This is a genomic window from Streptomyces sp. NPDC049954 (genome assembly GCF_040656295.1).
In the GTDB taxonomy this organism is placed as follows: Bacteria; Actinomycetota; Actinomycetes; order Streptomycetales; family Streptomycetaceae; genus Streptomyces.
Window position 1 is genome coordinate 90,919 of record NZ_JBFALS010000007.1, and the last position, 14,310, is coordinate 105,228.

Genomic DNA, 14,310 nt, shown 5'->3' on the forward strand with positions numbered 1-14,310 from the left:
GGCTCACCGTGTCCCTCACAGAGGCCGAGCGCCTGCACTCACAGCTCACCCGGTTCGAGGACATGTTCCCCGGTTACCGGACAGAGATCGTCGAGGGCAGCATCGTGATGAGTCCGGTTCGACCCCACCACGGCAAGACCATCAAGCTGGTGTGGGAGGCGCTTGAAGCACAGTTGTCCGACGACTGGGATTTCACCACGGACGTCGCTTTCCTCTTCGACGGGGAGACCGAGTTCTGCCCCGACCTCGCCGTCCTCCCCCGCCCCGAGGTGGAGGCGAACCGCAGCGTCTACGCCCCCGACCTCGTCGAACTGGTCGTCGAGGTCGTCTCGCCGGGCAGTGTCCGCCGCGACTACGATCTGAAGCCGGTGCGGTACGCGGGGCGTGGCATCCGGCACTATCTGGTCTTCGACCCGTACCGCGCCGAGTGCGTCACCTTCTGGAACCCGGGCGCGGCGGGCTACCTGGGGCGGGACACCATCCCCTACGGGGGGAAGCTGACCGTTGAGACCGAGGTCTTCGGCAGGCTCACCGTCGACCTGAGTGGCCTGCCGGTGGACGCGGGCTGAGGTTCCCGGTCCGCCCCGGTTCGCCCCTGCCTCCGCTTCTCCTGTCCAACGGGTTGACATGTTCAGGCCCTCTCCTGAAGCTGGGGGAGCGCTTTTGCATCGATGTAATCCGGGGGTCGCCGGGTAATCCCGGTGTCGCCGGGCGGTGCGGAAGCGGGAGAGACACCCGGGGCCGGGGCCGTCCCCCACCGCCGCCTCCACTGCGGCCCCGCCCCGGACGTCGTCCCCGGTCCGGTGCGCGCCGGACCGGGGACCGGCGTCGAAACGGAGGCCGAGCAGGGGACTTGACGATGCGAACCTCCCGCCGTTTCTTCAGCGCCGCCGCCTTCGCCCTGACCGCCGCGCTCGCCGCCGTGGTGTGCCCACCCGCCGCCGACCACGCCCAGGCGGCACAGACCGGCCTGCGGGGCGCCGACCCGAGCGTCCTGCGCGTCGGGGACACGTACGTCGCGGTGCAGTCCGCGGACGGCGGGATCGTCGTACGGCAGGCGTCCTCCACGGACGGACTGGCCGCCGCTCCCGCCCGCAAGGTCTGGTCGGACGACGCGGGGCACGGCGAGGTGTGGGCCCCCGAGATCGTGCGCGACGGCGGCCGCTACTACATCTACTTCTCGGCGGGGCGCGGACCGGACCACCGGATGTACGTCATCAGCTCCGACAGCCCGGACAGCGGGTACGGCGCCGAGACGAAGCTGGCCCTGCCCGAGGACAAGTGGGCCATCGACGGGGCGCTGTTCACCTTCGAGGGGCAGCGCTGGTTCGTGTGGTCCGGCTGGGCCGGGGACACCAACGTCGAGCAGAACCTGTACGTGGCGAGGATGAGCAGCCCCACCACGCCGACCGGCGACCGTCACCTCATCTCGCAGCCCCGGGAGAGCTGGGAGCGGGTGGTGGGCGACCCGTTCATCAACGAGGGCCCCGAGCCGATCAGGGACCCGAACGGGCAACTGCACGTCGTGTACTCCGCCAACGGCAGCTGGAGCGAGCAGTACTGCCTCGGCGACCTGCGGCTGAAGGCGGGCGGCGACCCCGGCTCCGTATGGGACTGGTACAAGTCCAACGGCTGCCTGTTCGGCTCCAACGGGTCCACGATGATGCCCGGCTGGGACCCGACGCTGAACGTCAACGGCCCCGGCCACCACAGCTTCGTACTCGCCGACGGCGACATCAACACCAGCCCGCCCGCCGGCCCCCGGTTCCCGCTCATGTTCCACGCCGTCCCCAAGGGCACCCCGTACGCCTGGGAGAACCGCTACTGGTACACCGGCAGCTTCGCCTGGTGGGGCGACACGACGTACACCCGCGCCAACTCCCCGGGCGCGGCCTCGGACACCGGCTGGAGCCTGAAGTTCTTCGAGTGAGTCCCGCCGGGGTGACCGGGGGCCCGACGACGCCGGACACCGCGCGCCCCGACGGCCGGCCGGTCACCCCGCCTCGTCCCCGTGACTGAGCAGGCCCCCGGACAGCCGCCAGTAGTGCTGGTGGGAGGTCAGCCGCCAGGTCTCGTCGGCGTCGATGCCCCGCGTGACCCACTCGTGGAGCTGCGGGAGGGCGAGCGTCCGCAGGAGGGCGCGGGTCGCCGCGCGGTCGGCGGCGGCGACGGGGTGCACGTCGATCCAGAGACCGACCGCGTCCGGGTGGGTGCCGCGGCCGTGGTTCGAAGGGGCCGGGGCGACCCACGCCGCGCCCAGGACGAGGGTCCCGCTGTCCTGCCCGGTGAGAAACCGCAGCTCGGTGACGTGGTCCCGGTGGGCGCCCAGGCACGCGTCGATGTCGGTGGCGGTCAGTGGCCAGGCGCGGTCCCTGGGCAGTCTTCGGCGTCGTGCGGACATGGGCAGCAGGATGACAGGCACGGCACGGCACCGGACTGCCGGAGCGGAAGGGAGGACGAGCGCGGCTCCCGGGAGACCAGGGCGCACCGGATCGCGCAGTCGAAGCCCCCGACCATCGGGCCGAACGGCAGGCGCGGCCCCCGCTACCCCTCGCCGCTGCTCACCGCCGGCCGCCCCCTCGGTGTCCGGACGACGAAGGCCGCGACCACGCCGCCGATCAGGCCGAACAGGTGGGCCTGCCAGCTCACGCCCTCGGCGGTGGGCAGGGCGCCCCACAGGATCGAGCCGTAGACGACGGCGACGACCAGGCCGAGGACGACGTCGAGGAGCCGCCGGTCCACGAAACCGCGCACCAGCAGGTAGCCGAACAGGCCGAAGACCACGCCCGAGGCGCCCGCCGTCACCGAGTACGCGGGCGCCAGCAGCCACACGCCCGCGCCGCTGATCAGGATGACCACCGTCGAGACGGCTATCAGGCGGCCCGCGCCCGACAGCGCGGTCAGGAAGGCGAGGACCAGCAGCGGGATGCTGTTCGCCGCGAGGTGGTCGAAGCCGAAGTGCAGGAACGCGGCCGGGACGATGTCGCGGATCTCGCCGGCCTCGCGCGGGCTGATCCCGTACGTGTCCAGCGCGTGGTGCGTCGCGGAGTCCACGATCTCCAGGAACCACAGCAGCGCGAGCCAGCCGCCCGACAGCAGCGCCGCCGTCCTGATCCGGCCCCCGCGCGCGTTGGCCGTGGTGGTCGTCGTGTCCGAAGCCATGGGCGCTCTCCCTCCCCTGTTCCCCTGGAACGTCCGGCGCCCCGCCCTGGTTCCGCCCCCCGGGGCGCGGGCGGGGGCCGCCGGTTAGGCTCGACGGCGTGGAGCCAGCGAGGACGACGAACCAGCCGCGGGAAGCCCGTGACCCCGTGCCCGGTCCCGGCGGCCCGCCGCGCCGCCCGTGGATCGTCGGGGTCTCCGGCGCCTCCGGCACCCCGTACGCCGCCGCCGTCCTGCGCGCCCTGCTCGCCGCCGGACAGAGCGTGGACCTCGTCGTGAGCCGCGCCGCCCGCCTCACCCTGCTGGACGAGACCGGCATCTCCTTCCGGGACGCCCACTGGCGCGAGGACCTCTCCCAGTGGCTCGCCCGGGGCGCCGACGGCAAACCCGGCACCTTCCCGGTGCCGGACCTCGGCGCCGTACGCCACTGGCCCGCCGGGGACCTCGGGGCCGGGCCCTCCTCCGGCTCGTACCCGGCGCGCGGGATGATCGTGGTGCCCGCCTCCACCGCGAGCGTCGCCGGGATCGCGCTGGGCCTGTCCAAGGACCTGCTCCAGCGCACCGCGAGCGTCACCCTCAAGGAGCGGCGCCCGCTCGTCGTCGCCGTACGCGAGACCCCGCTGGGCCGCGCGACCCTCAAGCAGCTCCTCGCCCTCGACGAGGCCGGCGCCGTGGTGCTCCCGGCGTCCCCCGCCTTCTACGCGGGCGCCACCCACATCCAGGACCTCGTGGACTTCGTCGCGGGACGGGCCCTCGACGCGGCCGGGGTCGAGCACGGCCTCTACCGTCGCTGGAGCGGGGAGCTGGGGGCCGCCCGGCAGACCTGAGCCGGGCAGGACACCGCGCACACCGGGGCCGCCGGGGCGCCGAGGCTCCGAGAAACCCGCCGATCGGTGCGCTGTTTCGTAGGATTCGGCCCCTACGTACCTTCGAATCCGTATGTAAGCTCGCAGGGCCGCGAACAATGAAAGGTTACGGGGATTATGGACGCCGTGGACAGAAGGCTCATCCAGGCTCTGCGCGAGAACGGACGGGCCTCCTACGCCGAACTGGGCCGCCTCGTCGGCCTCTCCGGACCGAGCGTCACGGACCGCATCAACCGTCTTGAGGCCGCCGGGGTCATCACCGGCTACCGCGCGACCGTCGACGCCGCCTCCCTCGGCCTCGGGGTGATCGCCCTGATCGGGATCTCGCTGAGCGACGCCGCCGACCACGAGGAGGTGGCGCAGCGGCTGCGCGACCTGAGCGAGATCGAGGACTGCTGGTTCATCGCGGGCGACGACTCGTACATGCTCAAGGTCCGCGCGAGCGACGTCGACGGCCTGGAGCGCACCATCCGCAGGCTGTCCGGCACGAGCGGCGTCTCGCGCACCCGCACCACCGTCGTCCTCTCCACCAAGTGGGAGAACCGGGTCGGCGAACTCCCCGAGGAGTCGGAGGAGTAGCCGCCGGAGACGGGGCGGGCGCCGCCCGCCCCGAGCGCGGCGCGCGGCGGGGAGTACCGTGTGGTGGTCCGGTACGTAGACATTTGGGAGGCGGCCGCATGGATGCGGGACTCAAGCGTGAGCTGGAGCAGAAGGTCCGCGCCGGTGAGCGGTTGAGCCGTGAGGACGGGATCGCCCTCTACGCCAGCGACGACCTGGCCTGGCTCGGCGGTCTCGCCCACGAGGTGCGCACCCGCAAGAACGGTGACGTCGTCCACTTCAACGTCAACCGTCACCTCAACATGACCAACGTGTGCACCGCCTCGTGCGCCTACTGCTCCTTCCAGCGCAAGCCGGGCGAGAAGGACGCGTACACGATGCGCATCGAGGAGGCCGTCCGTCTCGCGAAGACGATGGAGGGCGAGAACCTCACCGAGCTGCACATCGTCAACGGCCTGCACCCGACCCTGCCGTGGCGCTACTACCCGCGTTCGCTCAGCGCCCTCAAGGAGGCGCTGCCCGACACGGTCGCCCTCAAGGCGTTCACCGCGACGGAGATCCACCACTTCGAGACGATCTCAGGGCTGCCCGCCTCCGAGATCCTCGACGAACTCATCGACGCGGGGCTCCAGTCGCTCACCGGCGGCGGCGCCGAGATCTTCGACTGGGAGGTGAGGCAGCACATCGTGGACCACAAGACCCACTGGGAGGACTGGTCGCGCATCCACCGCCTCGCCCACGAGAAGGGCCTCAAGACCCCCTCGACCATGCTCTACGGGCACATCGAGGAGCACCGCCACCGCGTGGACCACGTGCTGCGGCTGCGGGAACTCCAGGACGAGACCGGCGGCTTCCAGGTCTTCATCCCGCTGCGCTACCAGCACGACTTCGTGGACATGAAGGACGGCAAGATCCGCAACCGCCTCCAGGCGCGCACCACGATGGCCTCCGGCGCCGAGGCGCTCAAGACCTTCGCGGTCTCCCGGCTGCTGTTCGACAACGTCCCGCACGTCAAGGTCTTCTGGGTCATGCACGGCGTCCAGACCGCGCAGCTCGCCCTCCAGCACGGGGCGGACGACATGGACGGCTCGGTCGTCGAGTACAAGATCACCCATGACGCGGACAACTACGGCACGCCCAACAAGCTGACCCGCGAGGACCTGCTCGACCTCATCCGGGACGCCGGTTTCCGCCCCGTCGAGCGCAACACGCACTACGAGATCCTCAAGGAGTACGAGGGCCCGGACCGCGACCGCCGCGAGGCCCCGCAGGCGATGCGCGTCTGACCGGCCGCCCGGTCACCCCCGTTCGCGAAGCCCGAAGCACGCGCACCACGAAGCACGCGAGCTGCGCACAGGACCCCGGCACCGCGCCCGTACGGCGGCGGTGCCGGGGTCCTGTCGTGGGACGGGGCGATGGCGCGGTCACGCCGTGCCCGGCCCGGGCCCGTCGCCCCGCCGTTGCCGCCCCAGTTCGGCGTAGCGCGCCCGCATCTCGCCGTCGGCGGCCGGGCCGGCGGTGAAGACGTACGCCGCGCTGTCGTCGAGGCTCTTCCCGGTGCGGGCGTCCACCACGACCGGCTCGGTCTCGCGGCCGGTCTCGGCGTCGACCAGGATCATGGTCCGGTCCTCGGGGGCGAGGTGCCGGTTGCCCCAGGCGGCCAGCGCCACGATCACGGGCCGCAGGGAACGCCCGCGCTCGGTCAGGACGTACTCGTGGCGGACCGGGTTCTCCTGATAGGGCCGCCGCTCCAGCAGACCGTCGGCCACCAGGGTCTTCAGCCGTGCGGTGAGCATGCTGGTGGAGATGGACAGGCTCTGCTGGAACTGGTCGAAGCGCGTGTAGCCGTCGAAGGCGTCGTGCAGGATCAGCAGCGTCCACCACTCGCCGACGTGCCGCACCGTGGTCGACAGCGGGCACTGGCGGTCCTCCAGCCGGATCTTGCGCGACATGGCACCCTCCCGAGTTACTGCTAAAGTAGAAGTCAGTCACTTCTATTTTAGCAGCGTCCTGGGCTGTGCCGTGTCGCGCGTCCGCGCGGCGGCCGGTGCTCGCCCGGGCCACCGGCTTCCCGGCATCCCCGGCACACGAGTGAGGCAGTCATGACCGAACGACCCGGACCCGTCGACGTCACCGGAGACCTGCCGGAGGTGATCGAACGCTATCTGCGGGCCCACGACGCGCGGGACCTGTCCGCCGCCGTGGCCACGTTCGCCCCGGAGGCCGCCGTCACGGACGACGGCCGCTCCTACCGGGGGACCGAGGCCATCAAAGGCTGGCTGGGGCGGACCGCTTCCGAGTACACCTACACCACCACCCTCGTGCGGGCCGAGCGCGACGACTCCGGCGGGTACACCGTCGTCCGGCACCTCGAAGGCGACTTCCCCGGCGGCAGCGTCGACCTGCGCTACCGCTTCCTCCTCGCGGGGGAGGGGCTGATCGGCGAACTCGTCATCGCGCCCTGACGGCCGGTGGAGTCGTCGCGCCCCGACGGCCGTGCGGAGTCGTCGCGCCCCGACGGCCGTGCGGAGCCGTCGTGCGGTCGGGACCGTTCCGGAGCGCAGGGAAGGTCCTGACCGCTCCGGCGCCGCTTGGATTCCCGGCCGAGTAATGGCTACCCTTCCTCTATGACCCTTACGTTCACGCTCGATCCGGCGGTCGACGCGACCCTGCGCGACGAGGTGCTGGCCCTGTGGGCCGACGTCAGCAACGCGGGCGGCTCCGTCGGCTTCGTCCCGCCCGTCACCCCCGAGGACATCAGGCCCCAGCTCGTCAAGCAGCTCATCGGCATGGTCGAGGGCGACCGGCTCCTCGTCGGGCGGGACGCGGACGGCGTGGTGCGGGCCACCGCCTTCCTGACCCTGAACCGGCACCGCCTCATGCGCCACTGGATCTGGCTCTACACCGTGATGGTCCACCCCGGCCTCCAGGGGCAGGGCGACGGCCGGGCCCTCCTGGACGCGGCGGCCGAGGCGGCCCGTGGCATGGACGGCGTCGAGGCGATCCGCCTGACCTGCCGGGGCGGGACCGGCCTGGAGAACTTCTACGCCCGCTGCGGCTACAAGGAGGTCGGCCGGGTCCCGGGCGCCATCCGCGTCGCCCCCGGGGACGACCGCGACGACATCGTCATGCTCAAGACCCTCGGCTGACCCGGGCGGCTGGACTGGCATGGCCCCGGCCCGGGGTGACCTGGGGTTGAGTGAGCCGGTGACGCGTGGGTGCGCGAGCCGGTACGAAAGGGGCGGCCCCCCTTGACGGCGGGCCGCCCCTTACATGCTTCACTGGTATGGCGCCCTGCCCCTGAGGGCCCCTTTCGACACGGAAGAGTGGATAGACATGCTCCGCTACACGCTGATGCGTCTCGGTATTTTCGCGGGCTGCTTCGTGGTGGTCTGGGGGCTCGTCTACGGCGGGGTGCTGCCCAAGGGGCTCGGCGACTCCAACTACCTGTGGATCATCGCGCTCGCGCTTGTGATCTCCGCGCCCATCAGCTTCGTCGTCCTGCGCGGTGTCCGGGACCGGGCCGCCGAGACCATCGTGGCCCGCGTCGACCGCGCGAAGACCAACCTGGCCGCGAACCGCTCCATGGAGGACGAGGCCGACGACGTCGCCCGCACCGAGCGTGAGCAGGAGGCGGCCCGCACTCCGCAGGGCGCGCAGAGCCAGGCCGGCTGAGCCGTAGCGGGGCGTACGCCCGAGGGGCGCCCGCCCTCCGTGGCCGATGGGCCCAACTCCCGTACCTGATCGCCGTATACCTCGGTATACGGCGATTTTTTCATGCCCGGGAACCGGCCGGGAAGCGATGGGGAGCCGCGCCGGGGCCGTCCGGAAGCCGCTCATGACGGCCCGTGCCCCAGGACTGTCCCAAAGGAATGCTTTGATTAACCCAAAGCGCTGGTGTTAACGTGTCGGGCATGACCCGTGCAGTGAGCGACCGCCACCCCATGAGCCCCGCGCTCGTGGCGCGCCTGCATGTCGACCTGTGCCGCCGGGTCACCGCGGCCTGTCGTCGCGGCTGAGCACTCTCCCGCGTACGCCCCCGTCCCCCTTCTCGCCTTTCTGTCCCCACCGGAGTGTGTCGTGTCCGCGAACATATCCCCGGCGGGCCGCGAAGCTGCCGACCGGCAGCCCACCGCCCCGCCGCCCGCCGGCCGCCGTCTGCCCAAGGTCCCGTTCTGGGCGCAGATCCTCGGCGGTCTCGTCCTGGGCGCCCTGCTCGGCTGGCTCGCCCGCGGCCAGGACGTCTCCTGGCTCAGCACCACGCTGTCGAAGATCGGCGAGATCTTCGTCCAGCTGCTGAAGCTGGCCGTGGCCCCGCTCGTGTTCTTCGCGATCCTGGTGTCGATCACCAACCTGCGCAAGGTCAACAACGCGGCCCGGCTGGCCGTCCGCACCCTGCTCTGGTTCATGATCACCTCGCTCATCGCGGTCGCGATCGGCCTGGTCATCGGCCTGGTCACCAACCCCGGCTCGGGTACCGACCTGACCCCGGCCGACGGCGCCAAGCCGGAGCACGCCGGCTCCTGGATCGACTTCCTCACCGGGATCATCCCGCAGAACGTCATCGCGCCGTTCACCGAGCTGAACGTGCTCCAGATCGTCTTCCTCGCGGTCGTCGCCGGTATCGCCGTCCTCAAGATCGGCGACAAGGCGCAGCCGATCCTGACGCTGAGCGAGTCCGTCCTGGAACTGCTGCAGAAGGCGCTGTGGTGGGTCATCCGCCTCGCCCCCCTCGGCACGGTCGGCCTGATCGGCAAAGCCATCGCGACGTACGGCTGGGACCTCATCGGCAAGTACGCGACCTTCACCGCCGACATCTACGTCGGTTGCGCGATCGTCCTGTTCGGCGTGTACCCGCTGCTGCTGTCGACGGTCGCCAAGGTCAGCCCGCTCCAGTTCTTCAAGGGCGCCTGGCCCGCGATCCAGCTGGCCTTCGTCTCCCGCTCCTCGGTCGGCACCATGCCGGTCACCCAGCGGGTCACCGAGCGCCTCGGGGTGCCGAAGGAGTACGCGAGCTTCAGCGTCCCGTTCGGCGCGACCACCAAGATGGACGGCTGCGCCGCGATCTACCCGGCGATCGCCGCGATCTTCGTCGCGCAGATCTTCGACATCAACCTCGGTTTCGGTGACTACCTGCTGATCGCCTTCGTCTCGGTCATCGGCTCGGCGGCCACCGCCGGCCTCACCGGCGCGACGATCATGCTGACCCTGACCCTCTCCACCCTGGGCCTGCCCATGGAGGGCGTCGGCCTGCTCCTCGCGATCGACCCGATCCTGGACATGATGCGGACGGCGACCAACGTCGCCGGGCAGATCGTGGTCCCGATCATCGTGTCGGCCCGCGAGAAGCTGCTCGACCTCACGGCGTACGGCTCCGCGCACTCCTCCCCGCTCGACGGCTGGGGAGACGACGAGGTGCCCGCCGAGAAGGCCGACCGCCCGGCCGAACCGGTCGCCGTCTGACGCACCGCACCACCAACGCACCATCAACGCCCCGGCCCCCGGAGCCACTCCGGGGGCCGGGGCGTTTCCCTGGGACGGTCCAGGACGGTGGCCGGGGCGGCCCGGGAAGCCTTCGTACGCACGTACGCTTACCGGGTGGACGGCGAAAGTACGCAGGTGGCGAAAGGCAAGGTCAAGGGGCGGGCACGGCGGATGCCCCGGGCCGAGCGGGAGCAGGAGATGCTGGACGCGGCGGTCCGGGTGATCGGCCGCAGCGGCTACCAGGCCGCCTCGATGGACGACATCGCGGAGGCCGCCGGAGTCTCCAAGCCGCTCGTGTACCTGTACCTGAACTCCAAGGAGGAGATGTTCACCGCCTGCGTCGAACGTGAGGCGCGGACCCTGGTGGGCGCGGTCGAGGCCGGGGTGCGCGCGGGGGACCCGCCGGACCGCCAACTGTGGCGCGGACTCACCGCGTTCTTCCGGTACGCGGACGAACGCCGGGACGGCTGGCAGGTGTTGCACATCAGGGCCCGCACACACGGCGAACCCTTCGCCCGGCTCGCGGACGCGATGCGCGAACAGATCGTGACCCTGGTGACCGCCCTCATCGCGGACGCGGCCCACTCGGCGCACGGCACGCGGGACCTGCCGGTCCGCGAGGTGGAGGGCCTGGCCCACGCCCTCGTCGGCGCCGCCGAGTCCCTCGCCACCCGCGCCGGCTCCGACCCCTCCCTCACCCCCGCCGAATCGGCCCGCACCCTGATGGCCTTCGCCTGGACGGGCCTTGAGGGCCTGGTCGCGGGACGGCGGTGGGCGGCGGGGGAGTGAGGGGGCTGATGCGGCCGAGTCGCCCGTGGTGAACGGAGCCTTCTGCACCCGCGCCGGGTCGAGCAGGTGACCGTGCGGCGAGTCAGCCGCCCACGGTCCGGGCGAACCTGTCCCAGCTCGCGGGGGAGAAGGAGAGCCGGGGGCTGTCCGTGACTTTCGAGTCGCGCACGGCGAGACGCGGGCCGAAGTCGGCGACCTCGACGCAGTACGAATCGGCGCTTGAATAGCTGGACTTGAACCAGTTCGGTGTCGTACGTGCCTGGGTGAAGGTGCGGCGGTTCACAGGTTCTCCTGAGACAGGTGCTTGCGGGGCTGTGGAGCGCTGGCGGCTGGCAGGCCGTCAGCCACCTCGGCGATCAACGATCGACTCGCTTCCGGTGACAGCGCCGCCATATTGAGTCGGCGAAACCTCTGGCCGAACCGCTCGGCCGCTGCGGGCTCCTCGTAGTAGATGGTCCCCTCCTCCTGTTCAGCGAAGACGACGTCGCCCGTGCCGTCGAAGCGCAGAACGGCGAAGGCGCCGAAGAGGAGCGCGTTACTGGGGCTGGACATGGGCAGAACCTGAAGCTCCACCGAGGAGTGTTCACTCATCGTGAGAAGGTGCCCGAGCTGCTGCTTCCGGACGGCCGGACCTCCGACCTCCGCGTGCAGAACGGCCTCTGTGATCACCACCCAGAGCCGAAAGGGCTCGTCCCGGTCCAGGATGCGCTGTCGCTCCTGCTTCAGGGCGGCCTGCTCCTCCGCGTACGCCTCGCCACTTTCCGGCATCTGCATCCGGGTGACCGCCTTCGTGTAGGCGGGCGTCTGAAGCAGGCCGGGTATCAGGAAGGTCTCCACCGAATACATCTCCGAGCTGTCCCACTCGACAGAGATGTAGCCGAGGTACTCGGACGCGATCTTGCGGCTGTACTGCGCCCACCAGCCCTTCTTGCGGGCGTCCTTGGCGAGCTGCTCGACCTCGTCCCGCTTGGCCTGGTCCGTCACGCCGTACGCGTCCAGCAGTGTTCGCAGATCGAGCAGCCGGATGCCGGACTTGGCGTTCTCGATGCGGGTGAGCTTGGACTCGGCACAGGTGAGGATCGCTGCGGCGTCGGAGTGCTTCAGTCCTGCGGCGATCCGCAACTCCTTCAGCGTTCGCGCGAGTCGGCGCTGACGCATCGTCGGCGCCGACGACGAGACCGGCATGACTACCTCCGCTCCACAGCTGCCTTCACAGGACGGACCTCAGTCTGTCGGAGCCGAAGCCGATCAGCAATCCACGTTGGTGGTGACTCACCTTATTGAGTGATGGGGTTTTTCGTTAAGGTGCAGAGTCGCTACCTGGCGTGCTAGACATGCCTCACTTCAGCTCAACTCCCCTTCGCAACGGAGAAGATGAGAGGTGCCGTATGGATCACGCGAGTCCGGTGAGTGCCCCGCCGGGGGGTCGTATCCGCCTCCCCCGCCGCAGGCCCAGCGTCAGGAAGGCAAGGGACTACGTGCGGTCCCTCGGTGCCACTTGGGGGCTGGAGGGTGAGCAGCTGGACAGCGTTCTGCTCGTCGTGTCCGAGCTGGTGACCAACGCCGTACTGCACGCCCGTTGCGGTCCCGGCCGTCAGGTCGCCCTCACGTTGATCCGCGAGCCCGGGCGGGTCCGTGTCGAGGTCAGGGACGCGGGGGACGGTGAGCCGCAGCCGCGCAAGGGCATCCCCTTCACGGAGGAGCACGGGCGGGGGCTGGCCGTCGTCGCGGAGCTGGCGGCCGACTGGGGTGTCGCGCGGGAAGTGGTCGGCAAGACGGTGTGGGCCACCGTCGCGACGGGCGAGGGGCGGTCCGGGGACGACGTACCTGTCGGACGGGAGGCTCAGCCGTGCGACCCGTGACGCGGCAGGCTCGCCAGGTGTTGTGCGAGGACGCCGACGCGCCCGGTGAGCTGTCCCGGAGCTGGTGTCTGCTGTGCGCGGACCGGTCGCCGGAGGCCGACGACCCGGAGGTCGCGCGACTCTGGTGCCTGGCGCACGCCGACCAGAAAGGGCACACCAGTTTCAGGTCGGTGGTCACGCGCTACTACGTCGCCAAGTCACTGCGAGACGGGGGCTGATGGGCTGCCAGAGGCGGAGTGGGCTCTCTACGGACGGACTCGGTCCGGAGGGGGTGTTCGTGCCCGTGGCAGGGGGCCCGGAACCGGAACCGCGCTCAGGGGCGTGAAAGAGGGCGTGGGCTGGCACAAGTGCGCTTCGCCGGAACGCTGTTCTCGTCGGCCCCGGACGGAGAGAGGTGCGAGCGGTGGTGCCGGAGAACGGGCGGGCGGCGGTGCGGGACGGGGCCGGGGGCCCCGGGCTCCCGGGGGGTTCGGGAGGCGCGCAGGGCACGCCTGTACAGCCGCCGCCCCGGCTCACCACCCGCACCCTGGCGCTCTTCCGGGGCGAGTGGCGGGGCCTGTGCGGGTTCTCCCTCGGGGTCGCGTTGTTCGCCGCGCTCGTGGGCTGCGCGCTGGTGGCGGGCGCGTTCGCCGTCAACCGGTACAACTTCGCCCTCACCTGGCAGCGGGCGCAGTCCGAGATCGCTTACGAGGACCGGCCGTTGGGGTACTTCTCGGAGCAGTGGTACTCGATCATCCTCAGGAGCCTCCCCTTCATGGGGCTGCTCGTGCCTCTCGCCGCTCTCGTCCTCGCCCTGCTGCACACCGGGTGCGCCGTGGCGGTCCGCGACGCGGTGGCGGGCGGGCCGCGTCCCGGTCGCGGCTCGCTGTGGCGGCGCAGCCGGCCGTACGTGTGGCTCGGCTTCCGCGTGCAGGCGCTGACGAGCGCGTGCGCGGGGGTCCCGGCGCTCCTGGCCCTCGGCCTGTGGATGTTCCTGGAGAACGGGGGCGTCTGGGACTTCGACTTCGAGGGGCTGTCCCATGCGACCAGTACGCCCTACCGGCTGCTGGGCTACGGCCTGCCCCTCGTCCTCCTCGCCACCGCGCTGTTCGTGTGGTTCCGCCTGGCCCCCGCCACCGCCGTCGCGGTGAACGGCGCGGCCGGCGCGCGGGACGCCGTACGCCGGTCCTGGTCGCTGACGGGCGGTGCGCGGCGGTGGCGCGTGGTGCGTGTCTGCCTGCCGCTCACGGCCCTGGTCCTCGCCGCCTTCTTCGCCCTGCTGTACGCCGGGAAGCCGCTGGCCCACCCGGTCGGCCTCGCCGTGCTGTGGTTCACGCACGACAATCCGTACGCCACCGGCGCCGTGATGAAGATCGTCCCGACCACGGCGAGTCTGCTGCTCCTGACCGCGCTCGTGATGCCGCCGGTGAGCACGGCGCTCGCCCTGCTCCGCACCGAGGGGCGGCCGGCGGAGGCCGACGCGGGGACGCCCGGCCGGTAGACGCCCCGGGTCGCGGCGGACGGGGAACGCGCGGACGCCGGGCGTCCGGCAGGGCACCAGCCCGCCGTCCGCCCGGCGCCGCGCACCGTCACGTCGGTACGTCGGTACGTCA

At 71.2% G+C, this 14,310-nt stretch carries 18 protein-coding genes; 13 read left to right on the plus strand and 5 right to left on the minus strand.

Annotated features, from left to right (window positions below; all coding sequences use genetic code 11):
* Positions 1-8 precede the first annotated feature (8 nt).
* Complete coding sequence (locus tag AB0J21_RS17290; protein WP_363146829.1) at positions 9-569, plus strand: Uma2 family endonuclease; 561 nt, start codon at positions 9-11, stop codon at positions 567-569.
* Between the two features lie 290 nt (positions 570-859).
* Positions 860-1,930, plus strand: a complete 1,071-nt coding sequence (locus AB0J21_RS17295) for a glycoside hydrolase family 43 protein (RefSeq protein WP_363146830.1) — start codon at positions 860-862, stop codon at positions 1,928-1,930.
* 63 nt (positions 1,931-1,993) lie between these two features.
* Here the strand turns inward: AB0J21_RS17295 and AB0J21_RS17300 are convergent, their stop codons facing one another.
* Together AB0J21_RS17300 and AB0J21_RS17305 are read right to left on the minus strand one after the other, a co-directional pair.
* Entirely contained in the window at positions 1,994-2,401 is a 408-nt protein-coding gene (locus AB0J21_RS17300) for a hypothetical protein (RefSeq protein ID WP_363146833.1), read from the minus strand.
* A 143-nt stretch (positions 2,402-2,544) separates the two neighbouring features.
* Positions 2,545-3,162 (minus strand): rhomboid family intramembrane serine protease, encoded by a 618-nt coding sequence (locus AB0J21_RS17305; protein WP_363146834.1) that lies wholly within the window; start codon positions 3,160-3,162, stop codon positions 2,545-2,547.
* Positions 3,163-3,308: 146 nt separating this feature from the next.
* On the opposite strand from AB0J21_RS17305, the gene AB0J21_RS17310 reads away from it, so the two are divergent.
* The 3 genes from AB0J21_RS17310 (at position 3,309) to mqnE (ending at position 5,869) form a co-directional block, all read left to right on the plus strand.
* The gene (locus AB0J21_RS17310) at positions 3,309-3,986 is read left to right on the plus strand and encodes a UbiX family flavin prenyltransferase (RefSeq protein ID WP_363147212.1); all 678 of its coding nucleotides are present in this window, start codon (positions 3,309-3,311) and stop codon (positions 3,984-3,986) included.
* A 156-nt stretch (positions 3,987-4,142) separates the two neighbouring features.
* A complete protein-coding gene (locus tag AB0J21_RS17315; protein WP_363146835.1) occupies positions 4,143-4,604 on the plus strand; it encodes an Lrp/AsnC family transcriptional regulator in 462 nt (153 codons plus the stop codon).
* A 98-nt stretch (positions 4,605-4,702) separates the two neighbouring features.
* Positions 4,703-5,869 carry an aminofutalosine synthase MqnE gene (gene mqnE, locus AB0J21_RS17320; protein WP_363146836.1) on the plus strand — a complete coding sequence of 389 codons (1,167 nt, stop codon included), beginning with the start codon at positions 4,703-4,705 and terminating at the stop codon, positions 5,867-5,869.
* A gap of 138 nt (positions 5,870-6,007) precedes the next feature.
* On the opposite strand, the gene AB0J21_RS17325 is transcribed toward mqnE, so the two are convergent.
* Positions 6,008-6,535 (minus strand): helix-turn-helix domain-containing protein, encoded by a 528-nt coding sequence (locus tag AB0J21_RS17325; RefSeq protein ID WP_363146837.1) that lies wholly within the window; start codon positions 6,533-6,535, stop codon positions 6,008-6,010.
* 150 nt (positions 6,536-6,685) lie between these two features.
* On the opposite strand from AB0J21_RS17325, the gene AB0J21_RS17330 reads away from it, so the two are divergent.
* From AB0J21_RS17330 to AB0J21_RS17350, 5 genes are all read left to right on the plus strand, one after another.
* Positions 6,686-7,048 carry a nuclear transport factor 2 family protein gene (locus tag AB0J21_RS17330; protein ID WP_363146838.1) on the plus strand — a complete coding sequence of 121 codons (363 nt, stop codon included), beginning with the start codon at positions 6,686-6,688 and terminating at the stop codon, positions 7,046-7,048.
* Positions 7,049-7,210: 162 nt separating this feature from the next.
* Positions 7,211-7,732 carry a GNAT family N-acetyltransferase gene (locus tag AB0J21_RS17335; RefSeq protein ID WP_363146839.1) on the plus strand — a complete coding sequence of 174 codons (522 nt, stop codon included), beginning with the start codon at positions 7,211-7,213 and terminating at the stop codon, positions 7,730-7,732.
* A gap of 187 nt (positions 7,733-7,919) precedes the next feature.
* Positions 7,920-8,258 carry a DUF4229 domain-containing protein gene (locus AB0J21_RS17340; protein WP_363146840.1) on the plus strand — a complete coding sequence of 113 codons (339 nt, stop codon included), beginning with the start codon at positions 7,920-7,922 and terminating at the stop codon, positions 8,256-8,258.
* A 405-nt stretch (positions 8,259-8,663) separates the two neighbouring features.
* Entirely contained in the window at positions 8,664-10,046 is a 1,383-nt protein-coding gene (locus AB0J21_RS17345; RefSeq protein WP_363146841.1) for a dicarboxylate/amino acid:cation symporter, read from the plus strand.
* Between the two features lie 192 nt (positions 10,047-10,238).
* A complete protein-coding gene (locus AB0J21_RS17350; RefSeq protein WP_363147213.1) occupies positions 10,239-10,856 on the plus strand; it encodes a TetR/AcrR family transcriptional regulator in 618 nt (205 codons plus the stop codon).
* An 82-nt stretch (positions 10,857-10,938) separates the two neighbouring features.
* On the opposite strand, the gene AB0J21_RS17355 is transcribed toward AB0J21_RS17350, so the two are convergent.
* Together AB0J21_RS17355 and AB0J21_RS17360 are read right to left on the minus strand one after the other, a co-directional pair.
* The gene (locus AB0J21_RS17355) at positions 10,939-11,139 is read right to left on the minus strand and encodes a DUF397 domain-containing protein (RefSeq protein ID WP_363146842.1); all 201 of its coding nucleotides are present in this window, start codon (positions 11,137-11,139) and stop codon (positions 10,939-10,941) included.
* The gene (locus AB0J21_RS17360; protein WP_363146843.1) at positions 11,136-12,041 is read right to left on the minus strand and encodes a helix-turn-helix transcriptional regulator; all 906 of its coding nucleotides are present in this window, start codon (positions 12,039-12,041) and stop codon (positions 11,136-11,138) included. The genes AB0J21_RS17355 and AB0J21_RS17360 overlap by 4 nt, the downstream gene beginning before the upstream one ends.
* A 203-nt stretch (positions 12,042-12,244) precedes the next feature.
* Here AB0J21_RS17360 and AB0J21_RS17365 point away from each other — a divergent pair, with 203 nt between their 5' ends.
* The 3 genes from AB0J21_RS17365 to AB0J21_RS17375 all read left to right on the plus strand — a co-directional run bounded on the left by AB0J21_RS17365 (position 12,245) and on the right by AB0J21_RS17375 (position 14,198).
* Positions 12,245-12,718 carry an ATP-binding protein gene (locus AB0J21_RS17365; protein ID WP_363146844.1) on the plus strand — a complete coding sequence of 158 codons (474 nt, stop codon included), beginning with the start codon at positions 12,245-12,247 and terminating at the stop codon, positions 12,716-12,718.
* Positions 12,706-12,936: a hypothetical protein gene (locus tag AB0J21_RS17370; protein WP_363146845.1), complete on the plus strand. Its 231-nt coding sequence runs from the start codon at positions 12,706-12,708 to the stop codon at positions 12,934-12,936. Before AB0J21_RS17365 ends, AB0J21_RS17370 begins: the two co-directional genes overlap by 13 nt.
* Positions 12,937-13,124: 188 nt before the next feature.
* Positions 13,125-14,198, plus strand: coding sequence for a hypothetical protein (locus AB0J21_RS17375; protein WP_363146846.1), 1,074 nt, complete (start codon positions 13,125-13,127; stop codon positions 14,196-14,198).
* The last annotated feature ends 112 nt before the right edge of the window (positions 14,199-14,310 follow it).

Coding starts and splice junctions, on each gene's coding strand:
- AB0J21_RS17300 (WP_363146833.1), bottom strand. CDS start 2,401: ATGTCCGCACGACGCCGAAGACTGCCCAGGGACCGCGCCTGGCCACTG.
- AB0J21_RS17365 (WP_363146844.1), top strand. CDS start 12,245: ATGGATCACGCGAGTCCGGTGAGTGCCCCGCCGGGGGGTCGTATCCGC.
- AB0J21_RS17335 (WP_363146839.1), top strand. CDS start 7,211: ATGACCCTTACGTTCACGCTCGATCCGGCGGTCGACGCGACCCTGCGC.
- AB0J21_RS17315 (WP_363146835.1), top strand. CDS start 4,143: ATGGACGCCGTGGACAGAAGGCTCATCCAGGCTCTGCGCGAGAACGGA.
- AB0J21_RS17350 (WP_363147213.1), top strand. CDS start 10,239: ATGCCCCGGGCCGAGCGGGAGCAGGAGATGCTGGACGCGGCGGTCCGG.
- AB0J21_RS17305 (WP_363146834.1), bottom strand. CDS start 3,162: ATGGCTTCGGACACGACGACCACCACGGCCAACGCGCGCGGGGGCCGG.
- AB0J21_RS17330 (WP_363146838.1), top strand. CDS start 6,686: ATGACCGAACGACCCGGACCCGTCGACGTCACCGGAGACCTGCCGGAG.
- mqnE (WP_363146836.1), top strand. CDS start 4,703: ATGGATGCGGGACTCAAGCGTGAGCTGGAGCAGAAGGTCCGCGCCGGT.
- AB0J21_RS17360 (WP_363146843.1), bottom strand. CDS start 12,041: ATGCCGGTCTCGTCGTCGGCGCCGACGATGCGTCAGCGCCGACTCGCG.
- AB0J21_RS17295 (WP_363146830.1), top strand. CDS start 860: ATGCGAACCTCCCGCCGTTTCTTCAGCGCCGCCGCCTTCGCCCTGACC.
- AB0J21_RS17340 (WP_363146840.1), top strand. CDS start 7,920: ATGCTCCGCTACACGCTGATGCGTCTCGGTATTTTCGCGGGCTGCTTC.
- AB0J21_RS17325 (WP_363146837.1), bottom strand. CDS start 6,535: ATGTCGCGCAAGATCCGGCTGGAGGACCGCCAGTGCCCGCTGTCGACC.